This window comes from Marinobacter sp. L-46, assembly GCF_056859535.1.
The window spans coordinates 13,176-38,594 of sequence record NZ_JBSXOP010000061.1 but is presented as its reverse complement, the minus strand read 5'-3'; the positions used below and the strand labels follow the sequence as shown (position 1 = coordinate 38,594).

18 protein-coding genes are annotated in these 25,419 nt (G+C 61.4%); 9 read left to right on the top strand and 9 right to left on the bottom strand.

Features of this window, described 5'->3' with window-relative positions:
• Window positions 1–9 precede the first annotated feature (9 nt).
• On the top strand, window positions 10–1,284 hold the full coding sequence (gene ccmI / locus AC13DJ_RS09760) for a c-type cytochrome biogenesis protein CcmI (RefSeq protein ID WP_286816352.1): 1,275 nt from the start codon (window positions 10–12) through the stop codon (window positions 1,282–1,284).
• Here ccmI and AC13DJ_RS09755 read toward each other — a convergent pair.
• The 6 genes from AC13DJ_RS09755 to AC13DJ_RS09730 are packed head-to-tail and all read right to left on the bottom strand — an operon-like array spanning window position 1,274 to window position 8,224.
• On the bottom strand, window positions 1,274–3,004 hold the full coding sequence (locus AC13DJ_RS09755; RefSeq protein ID WP_474543596.1) for a BatD family protein: 1,731 nt from the start codon (window positions 3,002–3,004) through the stop codon (window positions 1,274–1,276). The two genes, ccmI and AC13DJ_RS09755, sit on opposite strands and share 11 nt — an antisense overlap.
• On the bottom strand, window positions 2,998–4,842 hold the full coding sequence (locus AC13DJ_RS09750) for a vWA domain-containing protein (protein WP_474539754.1): 1,845 nt from the start codon (window positions 4,840–4,842) through the stop codon (window positions 2,998–3,000). Before AC13DJ_RS09750 ends, AC13DJ_RS09755 begins: the two co-directional genes overlap by 7 nt.
• Window positions 4,835–5,860: a vWA domain-containing protein gene (locus AC13DJ_RS09745; protein ID WP_474539755.1), complete on the bottom strand. Its 1,026-nt coding sequence runs from the start codon at window positions 5,858–5,860 to the stop codon at window positions 4,835–4,837. Before AC13DJ_RS09745 ends, AC13DJ_RS09750 begins: the two co-directional genes overlap by 8 nt.
• The gene (locus tag AC13DJ_RS09740; RefSeq protein ID WP_474539756.1) at window positions 5,857–6,324 is read right to left on the bottom strand and encodes a DUF4381 domain-containing protein; all 468 of its coding nucleotides are present in this window, start codon (window positions 6,322–6,324) and stop codon (window positions 5,857–5,859) included. Before AC13DJ_RS09740 ends, AC13DJ_RS09745 begins: the two co-directional genes overlap by 4 nt.
• Window positions 6,321–7,256 carry a DUF58 domain-containing protein gene (locus AC13DJ_RS09735; RefSeq protein WP_474539757.1) on the bottom strand — a complete coding sequence of 312 codons (936 nt, stop codon included), beginning with the start codon at window positions 7,254–7,256 and terminating at the stop codon, window positions 6,321–6,323. The genes AC13DJ_RS09740 and AC13DJ_RS09735 overlap by 4 nt, the downstream gene beginning before the upstream one ends.
• A 5-nt stretch (window positions 7,257–7,261) precedes the next feature.
• On the bottom strand, window positions 7,262–8,224 hold the full coding sequence (locus tag AC13DJ_RS09730; protein WP_036219357.1) for an AAA family ATPase: 963 nt from the start codon (window positions 8,222–8,224) through the stop codon (window positions 7,262–7,264).
• A gap of 163 nt (window positions 8,225–8,387) precedes the next feature.
• On the opposite strand from AC13DJ_RS09730, the gene AC13DJ_RS09725 reads away from it, so the two are divergent.
• From AC13DJ_RS09725 to AC13DJ_RS09715, 3 genes are all read left to right on the top strand, one after another.
• Window positions 8,388–13,262: an NAD-glutamate dehydrogenase gene (locus AC13DJ_RS09725; protein ID WP_482933906.1), complete on the top strand. Its 4,875-nt coding sequence runs from the start codon at window positions 8,388–8,390 to the stop codon at window positions 13,260–13,262.
• Between the two features lie 65 nt (window positions 13,263–13,327).
• Window positions 13,328–14,386, top strand: a complete 1,059-nt coding sequence (locus AC13DJ_RS09720) for a methyltransferase (RefSeq protein ID WP_482933905.1) — start codon at window positions 13,328–13,330, stop codon at window positions 14,384–14,386.
• On the top strand, window positions 14,373–15,509 hold the full coding sequence (locus tag AC13DJ_RS09715; protein WP_482933904.1) for a class I SAM-dependent methyltransferase: 1,137 nt from the start codon (window positions 14,373–14,375) through the stop codon (window positions 15,507–15,509). The genes AC13DJ_RS09720 and AC13DJ_RS09715 overlap by 14 nt, the downstream gene beginning before the upstream one ends.
• Window positions 15,510–15,528: 19 nt before the next feature.
• Here AC13DJ_RS09715 and AC13DJ_RS09710 read toward each other — a convergent pair whose 3' ends face one another.
• Complete coding sequence (locus tag AC13DJ_RS09710; RefSeq protein WP_482933903.1) at window positions 15,529–16,149, bottom strand: riboflavin synthase subunit alpha; 621 nt, start codon at window positions 16,147–16,149, stop codon at window positions 15,529–15,531.
• Between the two features lie 104 nt (window positions 16,150–16,253).
• On the opposite strand from AC13DJ_RS09710, the gene AC13DJ_RS09705 reads away from it, so the two are divergent.
• The 4 genes from AC13DJ_RS09705 (at window position 16,254) to AC13DJ_RS09690 (ending at window position 19,496) form a co-directional block, all read left to right on the top strand.
• Complete coding sequence (locus AC13DJ_RS09705; protein WP_286816342.1) at window positions 16,254–16,931, top strand: TetR/AcrR family transcriptional regulator; 678 nt, start codon at window positions 16,254–16,256, stop codon at window positions 16,929–16,931.
• A gap of 68 nt (window positions 16,932–16,999) precedes the next feature.
• Window positions 17,000–17,488: a L,D-transpeptidase family protein gene (locus AC13DJ_RS09700; protein ID WP_482933908.1), complete on the top strand. Its 489-nt coding sequence runs from the start codon at window positions 17,000–17,002 to the stop codon at window positions 17,486–17,488.
• Window positions 17,489–17,511: 23 nt separating this feature from the next.
• Entirely contained in the window at window positions 17,512–18,723 is a 1,212-nt protein-coding gene (locus AC13DJ_RS09695) for a mechanosensitive ion channel family protein (protein WP_482933902.1), read from the top strand.
• Complete coding sequence (locus AC13DJ_RS09690; RefSeq protein ID WP_482933901.1) at window positions 18,720–19,496, top strand: S-methyl-5'-thioinosine phosphorylase; 777 nt, start codon at window positions 18,720–18,722, stop codon at window positions 19,494–19,496. Before AC13DJ_RS09695 ends, AC13DJ_RS09690 begins: the two co-directional genes overlap by 4 nt.
• Here AC13DJ_RS09690 and AC13DJ_RS09685 read toward each other — a convergent pair.
• A complete protein-coding gene (locus tag AC13DJ_RS09685; protein WP_482933900.1) occupies window positions 19,477–20,106 on the bottom strand; it encodes a CsiV family protein in 630 nt (209 codons plus the stop codon). The two genes, AC13DJ_RS09690 and AC13DJ_RS09685, sit on opposite strands and share 20 nt — an antisense overlap.
• 29 nt (window positions 20,107–20,135) lie before the next feature.
• Entirely contained in the window at window positions 20,136–23,678 is a 3,543-nt protein-coding gene (gene mfd, locus AC13DJ_RS09680) for a transcription-repair coupling factor (protein WP_482933899.1), read from the bottom strand.
• A gap of 181 nt (window positions 23,679–23,859) precedes the next feature.
• Between mfd and AC13DJ_RS09675 the strand changes: the two genes are divergently transcribed.
• Entirely contained in the window at window positions 23,860–25,329 is a 1,470-nt protein-coding gene (locus AC13DJ_RS09675; RefSeq protein ID WP_273131951.1) for a glyceraldehyde-3-phosphate dehydrogenase, read from the top strand.
• Window positions 25,330–25,419 lie beyond the last annotated feature (90 nt).

Sequence of the window (25,419 nt, the reverse complement as noted above, 5' to 3'; positions counted from 1 at the left end):
GAAGACTCCATGACTGAAACATTCTGGATTGCCGCGACGGTATTCATTCTCATCGCCCTGGCATTTGTGTTGTACCCGGTGTTCTTTCACCGCCCCAAGGCGCGGATGGATGCAGACCTCAGAAACCAGAACCTGCTGGCCTACAAGTCCCGCCTGAAAGAGCTGGATCATGAACATGAAGCCGGCATCCTGGATGCGGAAGGCTACCAGCAACTGAAAGAAGAGCTGGCGGGCGCCATGCTTGACGACGTTCCCGAAAACGAACAGCCACGCCAGCGGCTGGCAGGCCGGCGCAGCGCCATGGCGGTTGCCTTGCTGGCCGTGCTCCTGCTGCCCGCCGGTGCCTACCTGGGCTACCAGGAATGGGGCGCCATGGACCGGGTAGAGCAGTTCATCACCATGCAGGAAATGGGTGCTTCCGGTAACGATGACCAGACCGCGCGCATGTCCGCACTGGCAGACCAGCTGCGGGACCGCCTCGAGCAGGATCCGGAGAACGCCGACGGCTGGGCCATGCTGGGCCAGACCTACATGCGTACCGAACGCTACGAGGATGCGGCCGAAGCCTTCCAGCGCCTGGCTGCAATTACCGAGCAGGATCGCAATGCCAGCTCAGTGGCCTGGGGCCTGTCAGCCCAGGCATTGTACTTCCAGAGTGAAGGGCAGATGACGCCGGGTGTGATGGCTGCCATCGAGTCAGCCCGCGCCCTGAATCCGAACGAAGTGAACTCGCTGGGGCTGCTGGGCATTAATGCCTTCAGCCAGCAGAACTACCGTGAAGCTATCGAGTACTGGGAAACCATTGTTGAGGTAACGCCGGACCATCCGCAGATTGCCTCTATTCGCGGTGGCATTGCCGAAGCCTACAACCGCCTGGGCGAAACACCTCCGGCTGCGCAGGCTCCGGAGCCTGCGGCACCGTCTGCCGGTGTGACCCTGAGAATTTCCCTGGATGATGCGTTCAAGGACAGCGTTCCAGGTGACACCACCCTGTTTGTCTTTGCCCGTGCAAAGGGCACATCAGGTGGGGCACCGGTGGCAGTCGCCCGCATGACCGCCGGTGTTCTGCCGGTAGATATCCGCCTGGATGACAGCTACGCCATGTCGCCGGAGGCCACCATTTCCTCCGCAGAAGAGGTCGTGATTGTCGCCCGCCTGAGCCGCAGCGGCAGCATCAACCCGCAAGCCGGTGACTGGCAGGGCCAGGTGGAAGCGGAAGTTCTGCCACCGGAGGCCGATGGCGAACCGGTTGAACTGGTCATCAGCCAGGAACTTATCGACTGATCGGGTTCAGCGGAGGCAGCCCGTAGCGGCTGTCTTCGCTTTGTGCCTTCCGCTTTCTCAACCTCTCCAATGCTTTCCCCAATCCCTGTCGTGCCTCATTCGAAACCGCCTGCTGGTGTTGCGAGAACAGCTGTGCCTGCAGTTGCTCCAGGTGGCCGGCCAGTTCCGGGTCATCACCGAACCTGACCACATCGCTGACCGTCGCAAAGCGCTGTTCCGGGAAACGTAACCCCGCCCAGTGCAGCAGTTGGCCGGTGGTGTCTGCTGAACCGTTTTTAACCGCGCGGATCAACTGCTCGTAGGCGTGTTTTTCGGTGTCGTCTTCCAATGGCTCGGATGATAGCGCGCCGCCGGATGGCTTTCGGGACAACCACCACAGTACCAGGGTAGCCAGCCAGAGCAATCCCAGTACCAGCGAAAGCCAAAGCCAGAAAGAGCCCGTGCTGTCTGCCGGGGGCAGGTCATCTGCGGTGACCGGATGAGTGGCGGGCGGAGTCTCCGGGGCGCTGTTATCCGGCACCGGCGCAGCGGCGATCGCGCTGTTGCCGGTGATGGTGTAGCGACGCTCGGGCAAGATCGCCTGCTCCAGTTGGTCGGTCTCTGTGTTCCACCAGGGGATGCGGATGGCGGGCAACACCACATCGCCAGCCTGGACCGGCACCAGCGCCGCTTCCTGCTGCAGGGTGGAGCGAAGGCCGTCGACGGTGGTTTCGGTATTTCTCAGGGGGCTTTCCGGGTAGCTGCGTATGGCCGCCGGGGTTTCCTGCGGCAGTGGCGGCAGGGCTTCTGCCGGCAAGCCATCGGCATGCAGGGTAATCTTCCGGGTCAGGTTGGCCCCGGCGTTCAGTTCTCCTGCTGGCGGCAGGCCGTCTTCAGCCAGTGCCAGGCTGCGGGCCGGCAGCCAGGGTTGGTCTGCCGGGTAGGCATCCGGCACCGGTTTTACCGGGACATCATAAAGCTGCAGTTGATCCCGCAGGAACTTCAGCTGGCCGTTGGCGTCCCGTGCCTGGCCTTCGAAGTGGATCGGGGCCAGGCTCAGCTGGCCCGGCTGCTGGGGAAAGATGGCATAGCGTCGCTCAACCACCCGGTAACGGACGCCATCCCGGTAACGGGTGAATTCGCGCTGCTTGCCCAGGGATTCGATGATGGCATCGGGGTGCTCCGGCTCCGACAATTCGCCCCGTATCAGGTTGCCCGAGAAAAACAGCTGTATGGTCAGTACCAGCTGTTCCTGCACATAGACTTCGGCTTTGTCGGCCGACAGTTCGATAAAACTGTCGCGGGCGCCGGCTTCCTGGCTCGGCGCTGTGCCGGTCACCACGTCAATCTCTACCGGTTCGGAGGTGGCATCCTTGAAGGTCAGCTCCGGAATGGTCAGTTTGCCGGTTCGGGTGGGTGCCAGTTGGTAGGTCCAGGTGATCTCCCCGGTCATATCGCCGTTGACGGTCTGCACACTGTAACGCTGGTTCCGGGCCAGGATTTCGAAATCCGGCTCTACCTTTTCAATGTCGGGGGAAGGCAGGTCAGACAGGTCAAAGTTGAACAGGTTGCTCAGGTTCAGGTCGATTTCCATGGAGCCGCGCACAGTCAGGGTTAATACCTCGCCTTCGTACAGCTGCGTGCGGTCCGGCTCGACCGACAGCTCACTGGCCTGGGCCGGGTGCAGGGCGGCAAGCTGTGCCAGTAACAGAAAAACGGGTAGAAGAATGCGTTTTACCATGATGTATCGCCCTCGTCGGGTTGCGTCTGGCGCTGCCGGTACTGCTGCAGGAACTTGCGCTGCAACAGCCCGCCGGGGTTGTCAGGAATACGCCGGAGCCACTGCTCCTGGCCCTGGTTTAGCGGTTGTTCGGAAATTTCGGCCGGAGCTTCTACAGCCTGGCCGTTGTCGGCCGGCTCCTGGTCTGACGGCTGGCCTTGCCCGGATTGCTGCATGTCTTCGCCAGCCTGTGGCTCGGCGTCTTGGCCGCTCTGTCCGGAATCCTGTGTATCACCGGATTGTTCGGATTCCTGCTGGCTGTCTTGCTGGCCTTGCTGCTGGCTTTCCTGCTTACCCTGACTGCCTTGATCGCCCGGGCTGTCCTGATTGTCCTGGCCGGACTGTGAATCTTCGCCCTGCTGCTGGTTGTTCTCCGACTGCTGGTCACCGGAATCGCCTTGTTGCTGGTCTTGCTCTTGCTGCTGTTGCTGGTCGAGCAGCTGCTGAACCAGGTCACGGTTAAAGCGGGCGTCTTCGAAGTCGGGGTTCTGCGCCAGGGCCTGCTGGTAGGCGTCCAGGGCTTGTTCAAGCTCGCCGGTCCGGGCCAGGGCATTTCCCCGGTTGTAGTGGCCCGTAGCCGTGGGTGTTTCGGCAAAGGCCTTGGCGGCCTCTCGGTATCGGCCACTGCGGTACAGGGCCGAGCCTTTCCAGTCCGGCTGCTGCAGAACCTCTGCCGCGCGCTCCGAGTCCTGCTCGATCAGTTCCCGCCCGCGCTGATCGTCCCGCTGCCACAGGCCACCCCAGTCCAGCGCCATGGCCGGGCGGGGTGTCAGGGCCAGAGGTACAAGGCTCAGGGCCAGTACCGCAAAGGCACCCCGGCGCCAGCCCAGTAATAGCAGGGGCAGGGCCAGCCAGAGCAGCCAGTAGCCGTCGTCTTGCCAGCGATTGATGGTCAGTCCGTCATCGGTTTCCGACCAATCCTCTTCCGCTCCCGGTTCCAGCGCAAGGGCACGGATATCCGCGTCGCCAAGGGTCAGTTCGTGGCTGTCACCGCCGTTGGCCCGGGCCAGTCTCTCCATGGCATCGGGGTCGGCCCTGGCGATAACAATCTCGCCGTTACTGCGCAGGAAGCCCCGCTTGGCCAGGGGAATCGGCCCACCTTCCGGCGTGCCCACAACCAGTGTGCTCAGGGCATAGCCGGTGCCGGCCAGGTGATTGCTGATGGCGCCGTGATAGCTTCGGGGCACATCATCGGAGATCAGCAATATCCGCCCGCGCCCCGGTGCTCCCTGGTTCAGCAGATCCACCGCCTGGCTGATGGCCAGGTCTGCCCGGTTACCCTGTGCCGGCATGATGGCCGGGTCCAGAACCCCGAGCATGGCTTCGATGGTGCGGAAGTCTTCGGTCAATGGCGTAACGGTGTGGGCATCACCGGAGTACACCAGCAGGGCGGTCAGGCCGCCGCGCCGTTGTGCCAGCAGGTCCCGAACCTTGCGCTTGGCCAGGGTCAGCCGGTCCGGTTCGGCATCGGTGGCCAGCATGGACAGCGACAGGTCCAGCACAATTACCAGGCTGTCTTCCGGTTGTTTGAGCGGGGTAGGGGCCTGGCGCCAGCTCGGGCCCGCCAGGCCGATCGCCAGGACCAGCAGGGCGATGTTCAGTGGCAGCAGCGGCGAACGGCTGGCACCGTCCGGGGCACCTTGCCCCGGTTTGTTTAACAGAGGCTTCAGCAGGGGTTGGGGAATATAACGGCTCCAGCCGGCATCGGCCTGGCGCAGCTTGTGCCTGGTCAGGTATAACGCCGGCAGTGCCAGCAACAGTAATAGCCAGAGGGGCCTCAGGAAGTGAAAGTCAGCCATGGTACACCTCCCCGGATTCCTTGCGGTGGGCCCGGCTGGCCAGTAACCGCAGTGCTGACAACAGCAGCCACAGGGCAACCGCTGTGCCCGCCGGCCACACGTAGAGTTCGGTAACCGGGCGATAGAACTGGCCTTCCTGCTCAATGGGCTCCAGCTGGTCGATGCTGTCGTAGATCATTTCCAGCTCCGGCAGGCTGCGGGCCCGGAAATACCGGCCGCCGGTCTGTTCCGCCATGCGGGTGAGCAGGGCTTCGTCCAGGTCCCGGGACGGGTTCACCCGCCGTGAGCCCAGCAGCCCCCGCTGGATCATGGAATCGGCGCCGATACCGATGGTGTACAGCCGCACACCTGCGGCCGCGGCAATCTCGGTGGCTTTGTCCGGGCTCACTTCACCGGCGGTGTTGGCGCCGTCAGTCAGCAGGATGGCTACCCGCTGCTCCTGGGGTCGATCCCGCAGGCGTTTCACTGCAAGGCCCACGGCATCGCCAATTGCCGTTGCCCGGCCGGCCATGCCCAGGCCGGCTTCCAGCAGCAGGGTTCTTACGGTTTCCCGGTCAAAGGTCAGGGGTGCCTGCACGTAGGGCTGGGTGCCGAACAGGATCAGCCCCAGGCGGTCACCCTCACGGCGGTCGATAAACTGGTCCAGCACCCGCTTGACCGCTTGCAGTCGGTTGATGCTGCGGCCCTGAACAACCATGTCGCGCTCATCCATACTGGGCGATATATCCACCAGCAGCATCAGGTCACGGCCGCTGACCGGCATCTGCACCTGCTCGCCCACATGCTGGGGCCGGGCGATGGCGAGCACCAGGCACAGCCAGGCCAGAAGAAGCAGCAACTGGCGCCAGCGCGGTGTCCGGCGCCCCCGGGTGCTGACGCCGGGCATGCCCGACAACCAGTGGCCAACCGGGATGACCGGTGCATCTACCGGTTCACCCTTGCCATAACGTTTGCCGGCCAGGAACAGCAGCGGCAACAGGGCCAGTAACAGCAGCCAGGGATAGGCCAGGGAAATCATAGCTGGGCCTCCAGCCAGAACCGGGCAAAGTCGAGTGCCTGGCCCGGGTCCAGGTTGGAGTTCGGGCGCCAGGATGCTTGCACCAGCGCTTCCGCTACCGGCCTTGAGGCGATGCGTTCGGAAGGAGAGGTTTCCAGCAGGAATTCGGCCCAGCCCTGGCCGGTGAGGGTTTCCGGATGCCGGTCCGGATAGGCCTGCCGGGCTACCCGCTTGAGCAGCCGGTTAAGTTCACTGAACCATTCGTTGCACTGGCGCGGGTTAGCGGCCAGTTGCACCAGTTCCTCGCGAGCCTGGCGTTTCCACAGGTTCTGCTGGCGGCGCCGGCGCAGCAACCAGAACGCGACTGCGGCCAGAACCAGAACGACCACCGCCAGAATCCACCAGCCCGGCGCCGGCGGCCACCAGCCACCGGTTTCCGGCAGGTGAATATCGCGCAATTGGGCTAACGGATCTTGCGGGTTCATCCGATCCGCCCTCCCGGGCCTAAAAGCTGGCGCAGGGCGGCTGCCGGCTCTTCGCTGGTCATGATGGTGGCCGCCTGCACACCGGAGGTGCGAAAACAGTCTTCCAGCAGCCGTTCATGGGTCTCAACCTTTTCCTGCCAGGCCTTTTTAAACGCGGGATTGGAAGCATCAAACCAGATCGGCCCTTCCGGCCCGGCCACCGCAAACTGGCCGCTGTCCGGCAGCTGTTTTTCCAGCGGATCCATAATGCGCAGGGCGCTCACGGTGTTATGGCGGCCCAGGGCGCCGAGCAGACTGGTGGTGTTATCGCTGATGTTCATGAAATCGCTGATGATAAAAATCCGGCTGCCGGTATGGGCCACCCGCCGGGCTTCGGCCAACGCTGTGTCCAGCCCGTGGTCGGGGGCTGAAGGCCGGGGTGGCACGTCCGGCTTGTGTTGGTGGCTGGCCAGGGTATCCAGCAGGCGCAGTACGGATTTCTTGCGCCGGGCCGGGCGCAGCACCTCCAGCTCCTGGTCATTAAATACCAGGCCACCCACCTGGTCGCCGGCCCACAGGGCCAGCCAGGCCAGCAGCGCGGTAACCTGGGCGCAGCGCACCTGTTTGTAGGCACCGGTGCTGGCGAAGAACAGGGTCGGGCCCAGGTCGGCAATCAGCAGCACCGGCCGCTCGCGCTCTTCTTCGTAGAGTTTGGTGTGGGGTGACTGGCGCCGCGCCGTTACCCGCCAGTCAATGCTGCGGATATCGTCTCCGGGTTGGTATTGCCGTACTTCGGCAAAGGTCATGCCGCGACCACGCTGGCGAGACTGGCGCAAGTCGGCCTGGCGCGAACGCACCGGGCGGGCAGAAGGCAGCTTCAGGGCCCTGGCGTCGGCTTGCAGCCGAACCAGTTCCGGCAGGGTGATATGGGTTGCTGCGTTGCTCTGCGCCATGGTGTTCAGGCGGTTACCGGTACGCGGTCGATCAGCCTTTGCAGAACCGTGTCTGCGGTCATGCCTTCGGCCTCGGCCTCGAAGGTCAGCAGGATGCGGTGGCGCAGCACGTCAAAGGCCATGGTGCGGATGTCGTCCGGGGTTACGTAGTCCCGGCCATCGAGCCAGGCCAGGGCCCGGGCGCAGCGGTCCAGGGCAATGGTGCCCCGGGGGCTGGCGCCGAAAGCTGTCCAGCGGGCCAGTTCCGGGTCCAGGCTGGCTGCATCCCGGGTGGCCAGGATCAGGGCCAGCAAATACTGCTCCACCGGCTCCGCCATGTAGATGTCGGATACCGCCTGCCGGGCCTCCATAACCTGTTGCTCTGTAAGACGAATGTCTACCTGTGGTATTCCCTGACGGTAGTCGCTACGGGCAAGGTGCAGAATCTGACGCTCAGCATCGGCATCCGGGTAATCGATCACCACATGCATCAGGAAACGGTCGAGCTGGGCTTCGGGCAGGGGGTAAGTGCCTTCCTGCTCGATGGGGTTCTGGGTGGCCATCACCATGAACAGCTTTGGCAGCGGGAAGGTTTGCATGCCGACACTGATCTGGCGTTCGCCCATGGCCTCAAGCAGGGCAGACTGCACCTTGGCCGGGGCCCGGTTGATTTCATCGGCCAGCACAAGGTTGTGGAATATCGGGCCGCGCTGGAATTCGAACAGGCCGGTTTCGGCCCGGTAGATCTCGCTGCCGGTAACATCGGACGGCAGAAGGTCCGGGGTGAACTGGATGCGGTGGAAATCCCCTTCCAGGTGATCGGCCAGGGCTTTTACCGCGGTGGTCTTGGCCAGGCCGGGTGCCCCTTCCACCAGAAGGTGGCCATCAGCCAGCAGGGCGATCAGCAGTCTGTCTACCAGCTTGTCCTGACCGATGATGCGTTTTGCCAACTGTGTTCTGAGATTACCGAACGTTTGCTGTAACGACATGGAATTCACTGCTCTCGGTTTTGAAGGTCCGGCGGCGCGGGTGTTTGCGCCCGTAGGTAGTTGCCGCAGTTTTGAGGTCTGGCCGGCAAAAATCAAGAGCTTGACTATGCTTATGTGACGATACCGTGATTACGTTTCTTTCACACAAAACCAGAGGTTGGATATGAATGCGCTGACAATTGCCAGCAAGGATCAGTTTTTCGAGCAACTGGCTGAAGCATTCGCAGACAAGCTTGCGAAAACCGAAGCCAGGAAGGTTGTAGAGTTCGCAAAGCAGCATTACGCCCACAGTCCCCTGGAAGAGCTTGTCAGCCGGCGCTTCTCGGACACCTATGGCGCGGTACTGGCGGCCTGGCAGTTTCTGCAGAAGCGCAGCGCCGAGGAAACCCCGGTTACCGTATTCAATCCGGACCTGGAAAGTGACGGCTGGCAGTCTACCCACTCGGTTATTTTTATCCTGCATCCGAACATTCCGTTTCTGATCGACTCCCTGCGCATGGCCATCAACCGCCGGGAAATCGGTACCCACTCCATCCAGCATTCGATTCTGCAGGTGGAGCGAGACGGTAACGGCAAGCTGAAGAAACTGCATTCGGCCAAGAAGTCGTCTGCGGCCTCCTACGAAGCATTGATCGTTCTGGAAATCGATCGCCACAGCGATCCGGCAGACCTGCGGGGCCTGGAAGAAACCCTGCAATCGGTGCTGCACGAAGTGCGCATTGCCGTGGACGATTTCCCGATTGTCAAAGACAAGGTTAGTGAAATCCTGGGCGAACTGGATGCCACCACCGCCGGTATCAGCGAAGAAGACAAGGAAGAAGCCCGGGCGTTTCTGGGCTGGCTCACCGAAGACCACTTTACCTTCCTGGGCTACGACGAATACGACTTCGTCAAAGACAAGCAGGGCATGGCCGTGCGCCGGGTGGAAAACTCCGAGCTGGGTATCTTCCGGGTCAACAACGAACGCCCGGACAAAGTTCGCCTGAACGAGCTGCCCCAGCGCACCCGCCATGAGATGACCCGCACCGACGACATCTTCATCTTCGCCAAGTCGGCCCAGCGTTCGCGGGTACACCGCCCGGCCTACCCGGACTACATTGCGGTGAAGAAGTTCAACAGCAAGGGCGAAGTGGTCGGTGAGCGCCGTTTCCTCGGCCTGTACACCGCCCGGGTATACAACGAGCGCCCGGACGAAATCCCGCTGCTGCGCCGCAAGTTCCAGACCGTAATGAAGCGTTCCGGCTTCATGCGTACCGACTACGCCGGCAAGGAACTGGAGCAGATCCTGACCCTGTATCCGCGCGACGAGCTGTTCCAGATTGAAACCGAAGAGCTGCTGCGTGTGGCCAAGAGCATCCTGTACATCCAGGAGCGCCGCCGCATCGAAATGTTCATGCGCGAAGACGTCTACGGCCAGTTTGTTACCTGCCTGGCCTTCTTCCCCCGGGACATCTACAACACCGAGCTGCGCCTGAAGGTCGAGCAGGTGTTGCTGGAGCGCCTGGAAGCGGAAGACATCGAGTTTGTTACCCACTTCTCCGAATCGCCACTGGCCCGGGTGCAGTTCACTATCCGCGTGCCCCAGGTGGAGAACCGGCAGCTGCCGCTGGCGGAGATCCGCGACCGTGTGATCGAGCTGGCCCAGTCCTGGAGTGAAGGCCTGGCCGAGGCCCTGCACGAAGCCTATGGCGAGGAGCGCGGCAACGAGTTCTACCGGGTATGGGCGGCTGGTTTCCCGGCCAGCTACACCGAGATGTTCTCGCCCCGTCGCGCCGCCATCGACCTGGACCACATTACCAAGGCGGCCAGCGCCGATGACCTGGCCATGAGTTTCTACCGGGCGCTGGAAGAAGACGACAGCACGCTGCACTTCAAGCTGTTCTACCCGGACGAGCCGCTGCCGCTGTCGGATGTGATGCCCATCTTCGACAACCTGGGCTTCCGGGTTATTGGTGAGCATCCGTTTGAAGTGATTGACCGCACCGGCAAAACCGTGTGGATTCACGACTTTACCCTGCAGGCCCATTCCGGTGGCGTGGATATCCACCGTATTCGGCCCATTTTCGAAGAGCTGTTCCGCCGCGTCTGGCACACCGAGGCAGAAAACGACGCCTTCAACCGGTTGCTGTTGTCGTCTTACATGAGCTGGCGCCAGATTGCCCTGTTGCGTACCTACGCCCGTTACATGCGGCAGATCCGGTTCTCTAACAGTCAGACCTTTATTTCCAATACCCTGGTCAACCACGAGAACCTGACCCGGATTCTTCTGGAGTACTTTGAAATCCGCTTCAACCCGGATCGCTACAAGAGCCCGGGCAAGAGTGAAGCGGCCCAGAAAAAGCTGGAAATCGAATTTAACGCCGGCCTGGAAGAGGTGGAAAACCTCAGTGAAGACCGGGTGCTGCGGCTGTACCTGGAGCTAATGCAGGCCACCCTGCGTACCAACTACTACCAGCCGGACGCCGAAGGCCAGCCCAAGCCATACATCAGTGTGAAGTTTGACCCCACGCGCATTCCCGACATGCCGCTGCCCATGCCCATGTTCGAGATCTTCGTGTACTCGCCCCGGGTGGAAGGCGTGCACCTGCGTGGTGGCAAGGTGGCCCGTGGTGGCCTGCGCTGGTCTGACCGCTTCGAGGACTACCGCACCGAGATCCTGGGCCTGGTAAAAGCCCAGCAGGTGAAGAACGCGGTGATTGTGCCGGTGGGCGCCAAGGGCGGCTTCGTGGCCAAGCAACTGCCGGATCCGTCTGACCGGGAAGCCTTCCAGGCTGAAGGCATTGCCGCCTATAAAACCTTTATCCGTGGCCTGCTGGACATCACCGACAACCTGGTGGATGCCGGCATACAGCCGCCGGAGCGGGTAATCCGCCACGACGAAGACGACCACTACCTGGTTGTGGCCGCCGACAAGGGCACTGCCACCTTCTCCGACATTGCCAACGGCCTGGCCGCCGAATACGGCTTCTGGATGGGCGATGCCTTCGCCTCCGGTGGCAGCAACGGCTACGACCACAAGAAGATGGGTATCACCGCCCGGGGCGCCTGGGTATCGGTTGAACGCCATTTCCGCGAAATGGGCATCAACCCGGCGGAAGACGAGTTCACCGCGATCGGTATCGGCGACATGGGCGGCGACGTGTTTGGTAACGGCCTGCTGTGTTCCGAGAAAACCCGCCTGGTCGCGGCCTTCAACCACATCCATATCTTTATCGACCCGGAACCGGATGCGGCGAAGAGCTACAAGGAGCGCAAGCGCCTGTTCGAAATGCCCCGTTCGGCCTGGACCGATTACGACACCAAGCTGATCTCCAAGGGCGGTGGTGTGTTCAGCAGGAACGCCAAGTCGATCCCGGTCAGCCCGGAAATGAAAAAACTGCTGGGCATCAATGCCGACCGCATGCCGCCGAACATGCTGATCAGCCACATCCTGAAGTCCGAAGTGGACCTGCTCTGGGTGGGTGGTATCGGAACCTATGTGAAGGGCGCTGAAGAAACCCATGCCGACGTAGGCGACAAGGCTAACGACGGCCTGCGGGTGAACGGTAAAGACCTGCGCTGCAAAGTGGTGGGCGAGGGCGGTAACCTGGGCTTCACCCAGCTGGGCCGTATTGAATACGCCCTGAAAGGCGGCCGGCTGAACACCGACTTCATCGACAACTCCGGTGGGGTGGATTGTTCAGACCACGAAGTAAACATGAAAATCCTGCTCAACCGTGCCGTGGCCATGGGTGATCTCACCGCCAAGCAGCGCAACGTGATGCTGGAAGAGATGACGGACGATGTCTCGGCCCTGGTGCTGAAGAACAACTACCGGCAAACCCAGGCCATCAGCATTGCCAGTGCCGATACTGCGCCAAGGCTGGAAGAATACCGCCGGTTGATGAACACCCTGGAAAGCGAAGGCAAGCTGAACCGCGGGCTGGAATTCCTGCCCGACGACGACGCCCTGGCCGAGCGCAAACTGGCCAAGAAAGGCCTGACCCGGCCGGAGCTGTCGGTACTGATTTCCTACGTGAAGGGTGACCTGAAGCAGACCCTGATCGCCAGCACTCTGCCGGATGATCCGCTGCTGGCCGGCGAAATGTACAAGGTATTCCCGAAGGAACTGAACAAGAAGTTCTCGAAGGAACTGGGCGAGCACCAGTTGCGGCGGGAAATCATCGCCACCCAGATTGCCAACGACATGGTCAACCACATGGGCATTACCTTTGTGGAGCGTCTGAACCAGTCTACCGGTGCCGATGCTGCATCCATCGCCCTGGCCTGGATCATCGCCCGGGATGTGTTCCGGATCGACAACTGGTGGGACCGCATCGAGGCACTGGACTACCACGTGCCCGCCAAGCTGCAGATGGAGCTGATGCAAGACCTGATGCGCCTGATGCGCCGTGCCGTTCGCTGGCTGCTGCGTAACCGCCGGGCCGAGCTCAACATCCAGAGCCATATGGAGCGGTTTGCCGACAGCGTATGGGCAATTACCTCCAGCCTGCCGGACTACCTGGGTGACCAGGCTCGCAGCAACTGGGAGCAACGCCTCGCATACCTGGAAGAATCCGGCTTGCCGAAAGACCTGGCCTCGGTACTGGCCGGCACCGGTTACCTGTACTCGTCGCTGGGCATTATCGAATCCCAGGAGGCCACCGGCCTGCCGCTGAAAACCGTGGCTAACCTGTACTACGACCTGGGCGATCGCCTCGACCTGACCTGGTTTGCCAACTCCATTGCCGCGCTCACGCCCAACTCCCATTGGCAGGCGCTGGCAAGGGAAAGCTTCCGGGAAGACCTGGACTGGCAGCAGCGCGCCCTGACCACCGGCGTACTGCGCCTGGCGGGCAAGGCCGGCAAGGTGCCCGAGAGCGTGGAAGCCTGGGAACAGAAGCACCAGCATATGATCGAGCGCTGGAGTGCCATGCTGGCGGAACTGAAGAGCGTGCGGGAGCCGGAATACGCCATGTTCTCCGTTGCCCTGCGTGAGCTGCTGGACCTGGCCCAGAGCACCATGCACCAGAATGCGTACAGCGACGGCAGTATCTGAGGCTTGCGTTATGCTGTTGATTCCCGTTCAATTCCGCGCGGGAATCAACCGCAGAGGCAGGATTTATGGCGCAGCTACAAACCAACACACACGACGTTCTGCTCCGGAATGCCGAACTGCTGACCGGCAAGGTGGCCCTGCTGGGCGTATCCGAGCCGGCGCTGCTGGCCCATTGCCCACAACCCGGGCTGGCCATGAGCGAACACGCCGGTGTGTATGAACAGCTGTGCCAGCATGCGAACTGGCAAGCCTGTTTCGGCTATCAGTGCCACGAGCAGGACGCCGGGGGGTTCGACACCCTGGTCATCTTCCTGCCCAAGGCCCGGGCGGAACTGGAATTACGCCTGGCCATGGCCCGTTATCTGGGCCGCGAAGGCGCCAGTCTGGTGCTGGTGGGCGAAAAGAAAGAAGGTATCGCCGGAGCCGTCAAACAGTTCACCTCCGTGGTGGCCGACGCCCTGAAAGTCGACAGTGCCCGCCACTGCCAGGTGTGGACCGGCACCAACCACCAACCCCTTTCCCGTTTTGAGCTTACCGACTGGTTGCGCTGGACGCAGGTTTCCTGTGCCGGCGTAAGCCTTGACGTAGCCGGCCTGCCTGGTGTGTTCAGCGAAGGGGAGCTGGATGCCGGCACGCGGATGTTGCTGGAAACCCTGGAACAAACCCCGCTGAAAGCAGACAAGGTGCTGGACTTTGCCTGTGGCGCCGGCGTGATCGGCAGCTGGCTGCAAGGCTACCGTCGCGATCAGGGCCTGCCACTGGGTGTGGTAGACGGTGTGGATGTCCAGGCCCAGGCGGTTGCCTGCGCCCGGGAAACCTACGCCCGGGCCGGCGCGGAAGGCCAGATCTACGCCTCCGATGGCCTGGCGGGTATTCAGGGCCGGTGGCCGGCGGTGGTCACCAATCCGCCGTTTCACAGTGGCGTGAAAACCGACACCTCCATGACTGAACAGTTCCTTCGGGAAGTGGCCGCCCATCTGGCCCCCAGGGGCGAGGTGCGGCTGGTGGCCAACAGCTTCCTGCCCTATGAGTCCGTTATCCAGCGCTTTATCGGGCCGGTCGAGAAGCTGGCCCAGGATCGCCGTTTTACCGTTTACAGGGCTTTCAATCGTGCCATCCGCTGAAGTACTGCCGCTGACTGCCGGTAACCTGAAGCTCAGCCGCCCCGGCGCGGAGCCTGGCTTGCGGGCCTGGGATGCGGCGGACGAGTTGCTGCTGGCAGAAGCCGGTAACCGGCTGGCGGACAGCCCCCGCGTGCTGGTGGTAGACGACCAGTTCGGTGCGCTCACGCTTGGGCTGGCCCAGGCCCACGGGCCGGTCACCAGCGTGGCCGACAGTGCAGCCCTTCCGGATGCACTCGATTACAATGCCCGACATAATCCCGGTATCGCCCGGCCAGCGCTGCTGCACAGCTGGCTGAACCCGCCGGAGGGGCCGTTTGACCTGGTGGTCTTGCGCATTCCCCGCCATGGCGCCTATCTGGGCTGGCTGTTGCGCTGGGTAAACTCTGTGCTGGCAGACAACGGCTGTTTGCTGGCTGGGGGCATGATCAAGCATTTGCCGGACCGCAGCGTGGATGTGTTTGCCGAAGCCGTGGTCACCGAAACGGTACTGCCAGCCCGTAAAAAGGCCCGGGTAGTGGTCTGCCGCAAAGGGCAGGCGCAACTGCAGGGCTGGGCTGAAAGCTGGAAAGGTTACCCGCAGGAGGGTCTGCCGGCGCCGGTAGAGGCATTACCGGCTGTCTTTGCCCGGGACAAGCTGGACATCGGCACCCGGGAGCTGTTGCCGCTTGTGGGCCCTGCCGTGGCCGGGCTGAAGCCTGGCGCGCGTGTGCTGGACCTGGCCTGCGGCAATGGCGTGCTGGGCTTGACGGCACTGGCTTGTGGCTCTGATATCACGGTGGATTTCAGCGATGTGTCCAGCCAGGCCATTGCCAGCGTGCAGCATAACCTGGGTACCTGTGGTTACCGGGCCGGACAGTGCCAGCACAGTGATGGAATTCGTGAAGGAGCCGCGCAGTACGACCTGATTTTGCTGAACCCGCCGTTCCATGAAGGCGGTGTGGTGGGGGATCACATTGCCCTGCGACTGTTCCGGGACGCCGCAAAACACCTGGTGCCGGGCGGGCGAATGCTGATGGTGGGCAACCGCCACCTGGGCTACCACAAGTCCCTGAAGCGCTTCTTTGGCAAGGTAGAGCAGCGGGCCGCAAGCCCGCGCTTTGTGGTATTCGAAGCGGCGCCCTGAGCGCCGCTGCTAACCGCGGTTAAAGGGCAGGGGCAGGGCGATCGTAACCGAGCCGGGCCAGGGTATCGACGATGGCCTGGGTCTGGCTGTCGATCTCGATGTTCACTGACTGACCCTGTTCGGCCGTACCGAAGGTCGTGGCCCGCAGGGTTTCCGGAATCAGGTGGACATTAAAGCGGTTACCGGTGACCTCGCCAATGGTCAGGCTGGCGCCGTTGATGGCGATATAGCCTTTCGGGAACACATACTTCATCCAGCTCTCCGGCACCTCGAACCACAGGGTTACGTTGTTCTCTGTGCGGAGGATCTCAGCCAGAACCGCAGTGGTGTGCACGTGGCCGCTGAGCAGGTGGCCGCCAATCTCGTCACCAATACGGGCTGCCCGCTCAAAGTTGACTGAATCCCCTTCAGACAGGTTGCCCAGTGTGGTCAGCCTCAGGGTTTCCTGCATGGCATCAAAGTACAGCAGGTCGCCGTCTTGCCGGGTTACCGTCAGGCAGGTGCCATTGATTGCGACCGAGGCGCCGATGGTTACACCCTGCACCTTGGCTTCCGGAAAGCGCACCACCAGTGTGTTCAGCCCCGGTGCCGTGATGACTTCCGCAATGGTGGCCACCCCCTGAACGATACCTGTAAACATCACGAATCTCCTGAACGGTTGCAGTCATGCCAAGGTATGCTTGACACGGCAGGGTGTCAAACGTATGTTTCAAACAGACGTTTGTTAGAGGCATGGATAACAAAATGGCGCAGTCAGATACCGTAGACCGCATACTTGATGCTGCTGAAGAGCTTTTTGCCGAGCGTGGTTTCTCGGAAACGTCTCTTCGCATGATTACCAGTAAGGCTAAAGTAAATCTGGCCGCTGTCAATTACCACTTTGGTTCAAAGAACGCGCTGATTCACGCGGTTTTCGCGCGTTTTCTGACGCCTTTCTCTGCAACTCTCGAGACTGCGTTCGACGAACTGGAAGCAAAGTGTGACGGCAAACCGGCTACCCTGAACCAGACCCTCTGGGCGCTCACGGAAAGTGCCGTGCGTATGCCCCAGCGCAACGAAAAAGGTATTTCCATTTTCATGCGCCTGCTCGGGCTGGCCTACACCCAGAGCCAGGGCCACCTGCGCAAATTCCTGGAGCAGGAATACAGCGAGCCGTTCGGTCGTTTCATGCGTCTTCTGAAAGAAGCCACCCCTGAGTTGTCCTCGGTAGACCGCTACTGGCGCATCCAGTTCATGCTGGGAGCCACCGCCTTTACCATGTCCAGCAGCGATGCCCTGATCGACATCCTGGAGAACAAGCTGGGTGTGCACACCACGGTTCAGGAAATTGCCGCGCGCCTGGTGCCGTTCCTGGCGGCCGGTATGACCGCACCGGACAAAATGCTGGTTTCTGCCCCGGCCCGGCCCGCGCCGGTTGCCTGAGTTCCCCCGCCTCGGTTAGGCTTCCCTCTGGTTTCCGGCCGGAGGGAGCTTCCCTTTTGAATACCCCCTTGCCCCCCGGGGCTTATCTGACCATTGACATCGCCAGCCAGGTGCTAACGGTGTGTGCTGCTGATGGCAGCGCGCTGGACCGTTACCCCATATCTACCGCCCTGAACGGACCGGGTGAGCAGGATAGCAGCGGCTGCACCCCCCGGGGCGAGCACTATATCCGCGCGCGCATCGGCGAAGGTCAGCCGCTGAATACGGTCTTTCGGGGCCGTCGGCCCACCGGTGAGATATACTCACCACAACTGGCGGCTGAACACCCTGATCGGGACTGGATACTGACCCGTATACTCTGGCTTTGTGGCCGGGAGTGGGGGCGCAACCGTGGCCCCGGGGTGGATTCCTTCCGGCGCTTTATCTACATTCACGGCACCCCGGATACCGAACCCATGGGCGAGGCCCTGTCCCATGGCTGTGTACGGATGAGAAACACCGACATCGCAGAACTGTTTGCGCGGGTAAGGGTAGGCACCCGCGTTGTTATTGGATGAACTGACAGACTCAGAGGAACACAATGATTGGTCAAATGCTGGCTTTGGTGAATGGCTGGATCGAAAAATTCGGCTTGTTGTCAGACGGGTGGCGTGCAGGCGTCCTGATATTCCTCCTGGTTCTGGGCACGGCCACCGTTGCCTTTATAGTCAGCCGGTTGATTCTGGCCGTCGAGAACAAGTTCAAGTCGACTAAAAACAAATGGGACGATGCCTTCCTGCATGCCGCCCGCCGGCCCGTGGTGGCGTTTGTCTGGCTGCAGGGTGTTTACTGGGCAGCCGAGGTGGCCCATCACTTCAGTGACGCGGAAGTCTTCAAGGCCAACGGCACGGTGCTGCAGATCGGCTTTGTCTGGGTGCTGGTCTGGTTCCTGTTCGGCCTGGTGAAGGAAGTCGAAAAGGTCCTGACATCGCCCATCAAAATGCGTAAGCCGATGGATTACACCACGGTGAACGCTATCAGCAAGCTGTTGCGCGCGGTTATTATCATCACCGCGGTGCTGACCGCCCTGCAGACCCTGGGCTTCAGTATTTCCGGGGTTCTGGCCTTTGGTGGTGTGGGTGGTATCGCGGTCGGCTTTGCCGCCAAGGACCTGCTGGCCAACTTCTTTGGCGGCTTCATCATTCACCTGGACCGTCCGTTCAAGGTGGGTGACTGGATCCGCTCGCCGGACCGTAATATTGAAGGCACCGTGGAGCACATTGGCTGGCGTCTGACCACCATTCGCACCTTCGACAAGCGGCCCCTGTATGTGCCCAATGCGGTATTCACCACCATCGCGGTGGAAAACCCGTCCCGCATGACCAACCGCCGCATCTCCGAAACCATCGGCATTCGCTATGCCGATGTACACTCCATGCAGAAGATCGTGGAAGAAATCCGCGAGATGCTGAAAAACCACGAAGAAATCGACAGCAACCAGACCCTGATTGTGAACTTCCTGGCGTTCAATGCCTCATCGCTGGATATCATGCTGTACACCTTCACCAAGACCACCGAATGGGTGCGCTTCCATGAAATCAAGGAAGATGTACTACTGAAGGTCAGCGACATTATCGAATCCCATGGTGCCGAGATTGCCTTCCCGACCCGTACCTTGCATTTGCCGGGCGGTGTCAGGCTCAGTGGCGAGGCCAGGGAACAAGGTGAAGCGCGCAGTGAGGGCAGCAAAGAAGCCCCGGAATCCCGTGGCGAAAGCGAGCAGGGCGGACAACCAGCAGGAGACAAGGCATGACCGCAAGCACCAACCCGGTCGGGATTATCGGTGGTACCGGCCTGACCAGTCTGAGTGACCTCGAAATTGTTGGCGAAGAAACCGTCAGCACCCGTTGGGGCGAGCCCTCAGACAAGCTGGTGCATGGCCGGCTGGGTGACCAGGCGGTGGTGTTCCTGGCCCGCCACGGTAACCCGCACCGCATTCCGCCCCACCAGGTGAACTACCGTGCCAACCTTCAGGCACTCTACGACGCCGGTGTGCGAACCGTAGTGGGGGTAAATGCCGTGGGTGGTATCCATAAGGCCATGGGGCCGGCCCATGTGGTGGTGCCGGACCAGCTCATCGATTACACCTGGGGCCGGGCCAGCACCTTCTTTGAGGGGGAGCTGGAGCACGTTACCCACATCGATTTTACCTACCCGTATGATCAGGAAGGCCGACAGTTGCTGATTGATGCCGCCCGGGGCCTGGAACTGGATTTCTCGGATTTCGGAGTCTACGCCGCCACTCAGGGGCCAAGGCTGGAAACCGCGGCCGAGATCACGCGCCTTGAGCGGGATGGATGTGACCTGGTAGGAATGACCGGTATGCCGGAAGCCGTGCTGGCGGCGGAGTTGGGTATGCGCTACGTGTGCCTGGCGCTGGTGGTGAACTGGGCGGCCGGAAAATCCGACCACATCATCACCATGGAAGAAATCGAACAGGCCATTGACCAGGGTATGGCCGGCGTGAAGAAAGTCCTCGAATGCTCAATGGCCGGCCTGGGCCAGCTCAGCCCTCGATCTTCCTGAAGAACACCAGCACGCCAATGGTGGGGGAATCGATAAAGTGGATTTCCTGACTGCGCATACGGCGGGTTTCGCGAATCCAGGTAATCAGTTCCTGCTGTTCTTCACCTTCCTGCCAGTGGTTCAGGTGCACTTTCACGTGCAGGTAACGCTGGCGGTCGATTTCGATATGGCCTTCCACGGCGCGCTCGCCGGCCCCGCCAAGCCATTTGCCCACGGCGACCCGCATGGGGCTGCCGTTATAGTTGGGCGGAAACGTCTGATACCAGCCGGCGGTGGCCAGAACCCGGTAGTTGCCGCTGTTTTCCAGGCGGGCGGCAGCCTGGTTCAGGTACAGTTCGTTGCGGGCAGCCAGCCGGACATCAGAAGCCCGGTTGCCGTTGGCGTCTTCCACCCATAGCGAGCGGATACCGCTCAGGGGTGGTTCCACAGGCATGCCGGCCATCTGCTCTTCAATGGCAGAGGGGTCTGCCAGCCGTTCGACAATCACCACTTCTGCGCGGTAAAAATCATCCGGTGTCTGGGCCAGGGCCTTGCCGGCTGGCACCAGTACGAATGCCAGGGCCAGTGCAGCAGTCAAAGCCTGCTTGAAACAGAGATCACGTGCTTGCAAGTGTGTCACTCCAGCTGATTCGGGTTGGCTCAGGCTTTCTTTGCCGGCGCCGGCTTGCTCTGCTCCGGCCCGAGTTCCATGAGCATGGCTGAGATGGCGTCGAGTTTACCACTGGTTGAATCATCATTCAGCCGGAAGCGGAAGCTGTTGGCCCCTTCCAGCCGGTAGGTGTCCGGTGCGGATTGCACTTTTTTAACCAGCACCAGCGGGTCCACCGGCGTGCTTGCGCCGAACTCCAGGCGCACCCATTCCTTGCCGGCGTCCACTTTTACAATGCCCAGGGCGTCTGCTTTCAGGCGCAGGCGGGTCTGGTTTACCAGGTTCTTTGCCGGCTCCGGTAATAATCCGAACCGGTCAATCATCTCAACCTGAAGTTCTTTTAATTCTTCTTCGTTCTGCACACTGGCGATGCGCTTGTACAGCATCAGCCGGTTGTGCACATCCGGCAGGTAGTCATCCGGAATCAGCGCCGGAATGCGCAGGTTCATCTCGGTGCCATGACTCAGGGGCAGCTCCGCATTGGGTGTGCGGCCCTCGCGGATGGCTTTTACCGCTTCGTCCAGCAGCTGCATGTACAGGGTGAAGCCGATGCTTTCAATCTGCCCGCTCTGTTCCTCGCCCAGCAGCTCGCCCGCGCCCCGGATCTCCAGGTCGTGGGTGGCCAGCATGAAGCCGGCGCCCAGGTCCTGGGCTTCGGAAATGGCATCCAGCCGCTTCTTGGCGTCGGTGGAAATGCTCTTGGGCGGTGGCGTCAGCAGGTAGGCGTAGGCCTGGTGGTGGGAGCGGCCAACCCGGCCCCGCAGCTGGTGTAGCTGGGCCAGGCCGAATTTATCCGCCCGCTCGATAATAATGGTGTTGGCACTGGGAATGTCGATGCCGGTTTCCACAATGGTGGTACACACCAGCACGTTGAAGCGCTTGTGGTAGAAGTCCGACATGATCTGTTCCAGCTGGCGCTCGCGCATCTGGCCGTGGGCCACACCTACCCGGGCTTCGGGAATCAGCCGGCGCAGGTCTTCAGCGGTTTTCTCGATGGTCGAGACATCGTTGTGCAGGAAGTACACCTGACCACCCCGCAGAATTTCCCGCAGAATAGCTTCTTTCACCATGGATTCGTCGCGCTGGCGCACAAAGGTTTTCACCGACAGCCGGCGGGCCGGCGGGGTGGCGATAATCGACAGGTCCCGCAGATGGCCCATGGCCATGTTCAGGGTCCGGGGGATGGGCGTGGCGGTGAGGGTAAGCATGTCCACCTCGGCCCTCAGGGACTTCAGCTTTTCTTTCTGCTGAACGCCGAACCGGTGTTCCTCGTCGATAATCACCAGCCCCAGGTTCTTGAACTTGATATCGCCCTGCAGCAGCTTGTGGGTGCCGATGACAATATCGGCCTTGCCTTCTTCAATGGCGGCAATGGCCTTGGTGGTCTGGGCGCCGCTGCGGAAACGGCTGAGCAGCTCCACGGTCACCGGGGTGTCAGAAAACCGGTCCCGGAAAGACTCATAATGTTGCTGCGCCAGCAGGGTAGTGGGTACCAGCACCGCCACCTGCTTGCCGGACCAGGTGGCCAGGAAAGCGGCACGCATGGCGACCTCGGTTTTCCCGAAGCCGACATCGCCACACACCAGGCGATCCATGGGGCGCTCGCCGGTCATGTCTTCGAACACGGATTGAATCGCTACCTGCTGGTCTGGTGTTTCCTCGAACGGAAAGCCGGCGGCAAAGGCCCGGTAGGCTTCTTTCGGGTCTTCGAACTGGAAGCCCTTGCGGGCTTCGCGGCGGGCGTAAACATCAAGCAGCTCGGCGGCGGTATCGCGGATTTTCTCCAGGGCCTTCTGCTTGGCATTGCTCCAGCGGTCGGTGCCCAGCTTGTGCAGGGGGGCGTGTTCTTCGTCGGTGCCGGCGTAGCGGGAAATCAGGTGCAGGCTGGATACCGGCACGTACAGTTTCGAGCTCCCGGCGTATTCCAGCATAAGGAATTCATCGGCCTGGCCGCCGGCGGTAATGGTTTCCAGGCCTTTGTAGCGGCCAACCCCGTGGTCGATATGTACAACCGGCGAGCCGATGCGCAGTTCGGACAGGTCCCGGTAACCGTGGTCGTCTACCTCGGTGGGCTTCTCGCGCCGCCGGCGCTGCAATACCCGCTCGCCAAACAGGGCAGTTTCGGTAATCAGCGCCAGGTTTTGCTCCGGCAGCACCATGCCCTGTTCCATGGGGGCAATGGTAATGGCCAGGGTGGAGTCGGATTTCTCCAGAAACTCCTGCCAGCCGCTGACGGTGGCCAGTTTCAGTTTGTGGTCACCCAGGTTTTCGATCAGCGCTTCCCGCCGGCCGGAGGATTCGGCACAGATCAGTACCCGGCCGGGAAACTCCTTGATGAACCGTTTCAGTCGTCCGGCAGGGTCCGCCGCCCGGCCGTCCATGGCCACGTCCGGCAGGGCTTCGGCGTGGCAGTTGGCGCTGCCGGCACCCTCAACCGGATCCGGGGCGCAGGTTACCCGGGGGTAGGGTTTAAGCTGGCCAAACACCTCGTCTTGCTGCAGGAACAGCTCCGAGGGCGGCAGGATAGGCCGCAAGCGGTCATGGCGGCGGTCTTCGTGCCGGGCCCGGGTTTCGGCATCAAACGCCGCAACGGCATCGTTCAGGCCGTCGGCCGTGAACACCAGGGTAGAAGCCGGCAGGTAATCGAACAGGGTGGCGGTTTCGTCAAAAAACAGCGGCAGGTAGTACTCGATGCCCGGCGGCGTAATGCCGTTGCTGACATCCTGGTACACCGGGGCCTCTTTATCGGCACTCGGAAAATGCTCGAACCAGCGGTTGCGGAAGCCGGAGCGGGCATCCTTATGCCAGGGGAATTCATGGGCCGGCAGCAGTTCGATCTGCTCTATACGGTCGATGGAGCGCTGGGTTTCCGGATCGAAGGTGCGCAGGGTTTCGATTTCATCATCAAACAGGTCAATCCGGTAGGGCAGGTTGGAGCCCATGGGATAGATGTCCAGGATCGCTCCACGTACCGCGTATTCACCATGCTCGTACACGTTTTCGGCGTGGTGATAGCCGGCGGCTTCCAGTTGCATGCGCCAGCTGTCGATGTTCAGGCTCTGGCCCACCTCCAGCAGCAAGGTGTTGCCCTGCAGGTAGCTGGGCGGCGCCACCCGGTGCATCAGGGTGCGGGCCGGTACCACCAGGATGCCATGCCGGGTAGAAGGCAGGCGGTGCAGGGTGCGGATTCGTCGGGAGGTGATGTCCTGGTGTGGCGAGAATAAATCGTAGGGCAGGGTTTCCCAGTCTGGCAGTGACAGCAGTTCCAGCCCGTCTTCGGTGATGGCGGCGCCGTCTTCTTCCGGTGGCAGGTTCAGGAAGAACCGGATGGCCTGTTCCAGCCGGATGGCGTCATCGGTGCTTCGGGTGATTACCAGTGTCAGCCCTTTGTGGTCCCTCGCGCTTTCGCAGATGGCCAGGGCGTCGCTGCAACCGGCCAGCTGCCCCCACTTTCGGTGGTCTGACGGTTTTTCCGGCGCCACGGGCGCAATAAGGGCAGTGGCAGTAAAGGAGTGGGCGGAACCTTGGGGCATGGGCAGGCAAATCTCCTGGTTTGGCGCATCGGAAGCGAAAGCGGCCGCTATTCTAGCGTTCGGGGGTGACAGTGTCATGGCCGGGCGACGAAGGTCGGGCAGAAACCTATTTGCCGTAGGCGCCGTTAAGTTGGATAATACGCGCCTCAAATTATTCCCTGTGCTAAACGAGGTCCCAACCGTGAGTCACGAGCAGATCAACCAGCACCTGTCCAACTGGACAGAGAGAGAGTCCACTGCGGAAGCCATGATCCCGCTGATCGGCCGCCTGTACCGCAAGAACAACGTTGTTACGTCTGTTTACGGCCGCGCGATCATCAACCAGTCTGTGATCGACATCATCCGTGCCCACCGCTTTGTTCGCCAGGTTGAGCACAGCGAGCTGTCTGTTCACGACACCCTGCCTATCCTGCAGGAAATGGACAAGCTGGAACTGGGCCGTGCCCACGTGGATATCGGCAAGCTGGCCGTTAAATTCAAGGAAGAAGGTGGCGACCTCGCCGAATTCCTGAAGCGCGAAATCGGCCCGGTGGTTGGCCAGTACGCCAGCCAGTCCGAAGAAGACTCCAAAAACGAAACCAAAGACGTTGTCCTTTACGGCTTTGGCCGTATCGGCCGTCTGCTGGCCCGCATCCTGATCGAGAAGGCCGGTGGCGGTAACAATCTGCGCCTGCGCGCCATCGTGGTTCGTCAGGGCGGCGCCGAAAACGACCTGGAAAAGCGTGCCAGCCTGCTGCGCCGTGATTCCGTGCATGGTCCGTTCGACGGCACCATCACCGTAGACGAAGAAAACTCCGCGCTGATCGCCAACGGTAACTTCATCAAGGTGATCTACTCCGATGGCCCGGACAAGGTGGACTACACCGACTACGACATCCACAACGCCATCGTGATCGACAACACCGGTAAGTGGCGCGACGAAGAAGGCCTGGGCCTGCACTTGAAATCCAAGGGTGTCAGCCGCGTCATCCTGACCGCGCCGGGCAAGGGCGACATCAAGAACATCGTTTACGGCATCAACAACGACTGGATCACCGACGAAGACAAGATCCTGTCTGCCGCCTCCTGTACCACCAACGCCATTACCCCGGTACTGAAGGCCATCAACGACGAATACGGCATTGAAGACGGCCACGTTGAAACCGTTCACTCCTACACCAACGACCAGAACCTGATCGATAACTACCACAAGGGTAGCCGTCGTGGTCGCAGTGCGGCCCTGAACATGGTTATCACCGAAACCGGTGCTGCCAAGGCTGTTGCCAAGGCCCTGCCGGAGCTGAAAGGCAAGCTGAGCGGTAACGCTATCCGCGTTCCGACTCCGAACGTGTCTATGGCGATCCTGAACCTGAACCTGAAGTCAGACGTTGAAGTGGATAAGGTTAACGACTACCTGCGCGACATGGCCCTGCACTCTGAGTTGCAGAAGCAGATCGACTTCGTGAACTCTCCGGAAGTGGTGTCTACCGACTTCGTAGGCTCCCGCCACGCCGGTGTTGTGGATGCCCAGGCCACCATTGCCAACGGCAAGCGCCTGATCCTGTACGTATGGTACGACAACGAGTTCGGTTACAGCGCCCAGGTTATCCGCTGCGTTAACCAGATGGCCGGCGTAACCTACCCGATCTTTCCGAAGCGCACCCGCGACTAAAGTCGTAGGCCGCTTCCTCGAGAAGTGATCGGGCCGGCCCCGGTAGCGTAAGTTACCGGGGCTTTCCTGCTTTAAGGGACCGCTAAAACC

Excerpts from the sequence above, each read along its gene's own strand:
- AC13DJ_RS09755 (WP_474543596.1), bottom strand. The coding sequence starts at position 3,004 with ATGGTAAAACGCATTCTTCTACCCGTTTTTCTGTTACTGGCACAGCTT.
- ccmI (WP_286816352.1), top strand. The coding sequence starts at position 10 with ATGACTGAAACATTCTGGATTGCCGCGACGGTATTCATTCTCATCGCC.
- AC13DJ_RS09735 (WP_474539757.1), bottom strand. The coding sequence starts at position 7,256 with ATGGCGCAGAGCAACGCAGCAACCCATATCACCCTGCCGGAACTGGTT.
- AC13DJ_RS09720 (WP_482933905.1), top strand. The coding sequence starts at position 13,328 with ATGGCGCAGCTACAAACCAACACACACGACGTTCTGCTCCGGAATGCC.
- AC13DJ_RS09745 (WP_474539755.1), bottom strand. The coding sequence starts at position 5,860 with ATGATTTCCCTGGCCTATCCCTGGCTGCTGTTACTGGCCCTGTTGCCG.
- AC13DJ_RS09740 (WP_474539756.1), bottom strand. The coding sequence starts at position 6,324 with ATGAACCCGCAAGATCCGTTAGCCCAATTGCGCGATATTCACCTGCCG.
- AC13DJ_RS09750 (WP_474539754.1), bottom strand. The coding sequence starts at position 4,842 with ATGGCTGACTTTCACTTCCTGAGGCCCCTCTGGCTATTACTGTTGCTG.
- AC13DJ_RS09710 (WP_482933903.1), bottom strand. The coding sequence starts at position 16,149 with ATGTTTACAGGTATCGTTCAGGGGGTGGCCACCATTGCGGAAGTCATC.
- mfd (WP_482933899.1), bottom strand. The coding sequence starts at position 23,678 with ATGCCCCAAGGTTCCGCCCACTCCTTTACTGCCACTGCCCTTATTGCG.
- AC13DJ_RS09725 (WP_482933906.1), top strand. The coding sequence starts at position 8,388 with ATGAATGCGCTGACAATTGCCAGCAAGGATCAGTTTTTCGAGCAACTG.
- AC13DJ_RS09730 (WP_036219357.1), bottom strand. The coding sequence starts at position 8,224 with ATGTCGTTACAGCAAACGTTCGGTAATCTCAGAACACAGTTGGCAAAA.
- AC13DJ_RS09690 (WP_482933901.1), top strand. The coding sequence starts at position 18,720 with ATGACCGCAAGCACCAACCCGGTCGGGATTATCGGTGGTACCGGCCTG.
- AC13DJ_RS09705 (WP_286816342.1), top strand. The coding sequence starts at position 16,254 with ATGGCGCAGTCAGATACCGTAGACCGCATACTTGATGCTGCTGAAGAG.
- AC13DJ_RS09695 (WP_482933902.1), top strand. The coding sequence starts at position 17,512 with ATGATTGGTCAAATGCTGGCTTTGGTGAATGGCTGGATCGAAAAATTC.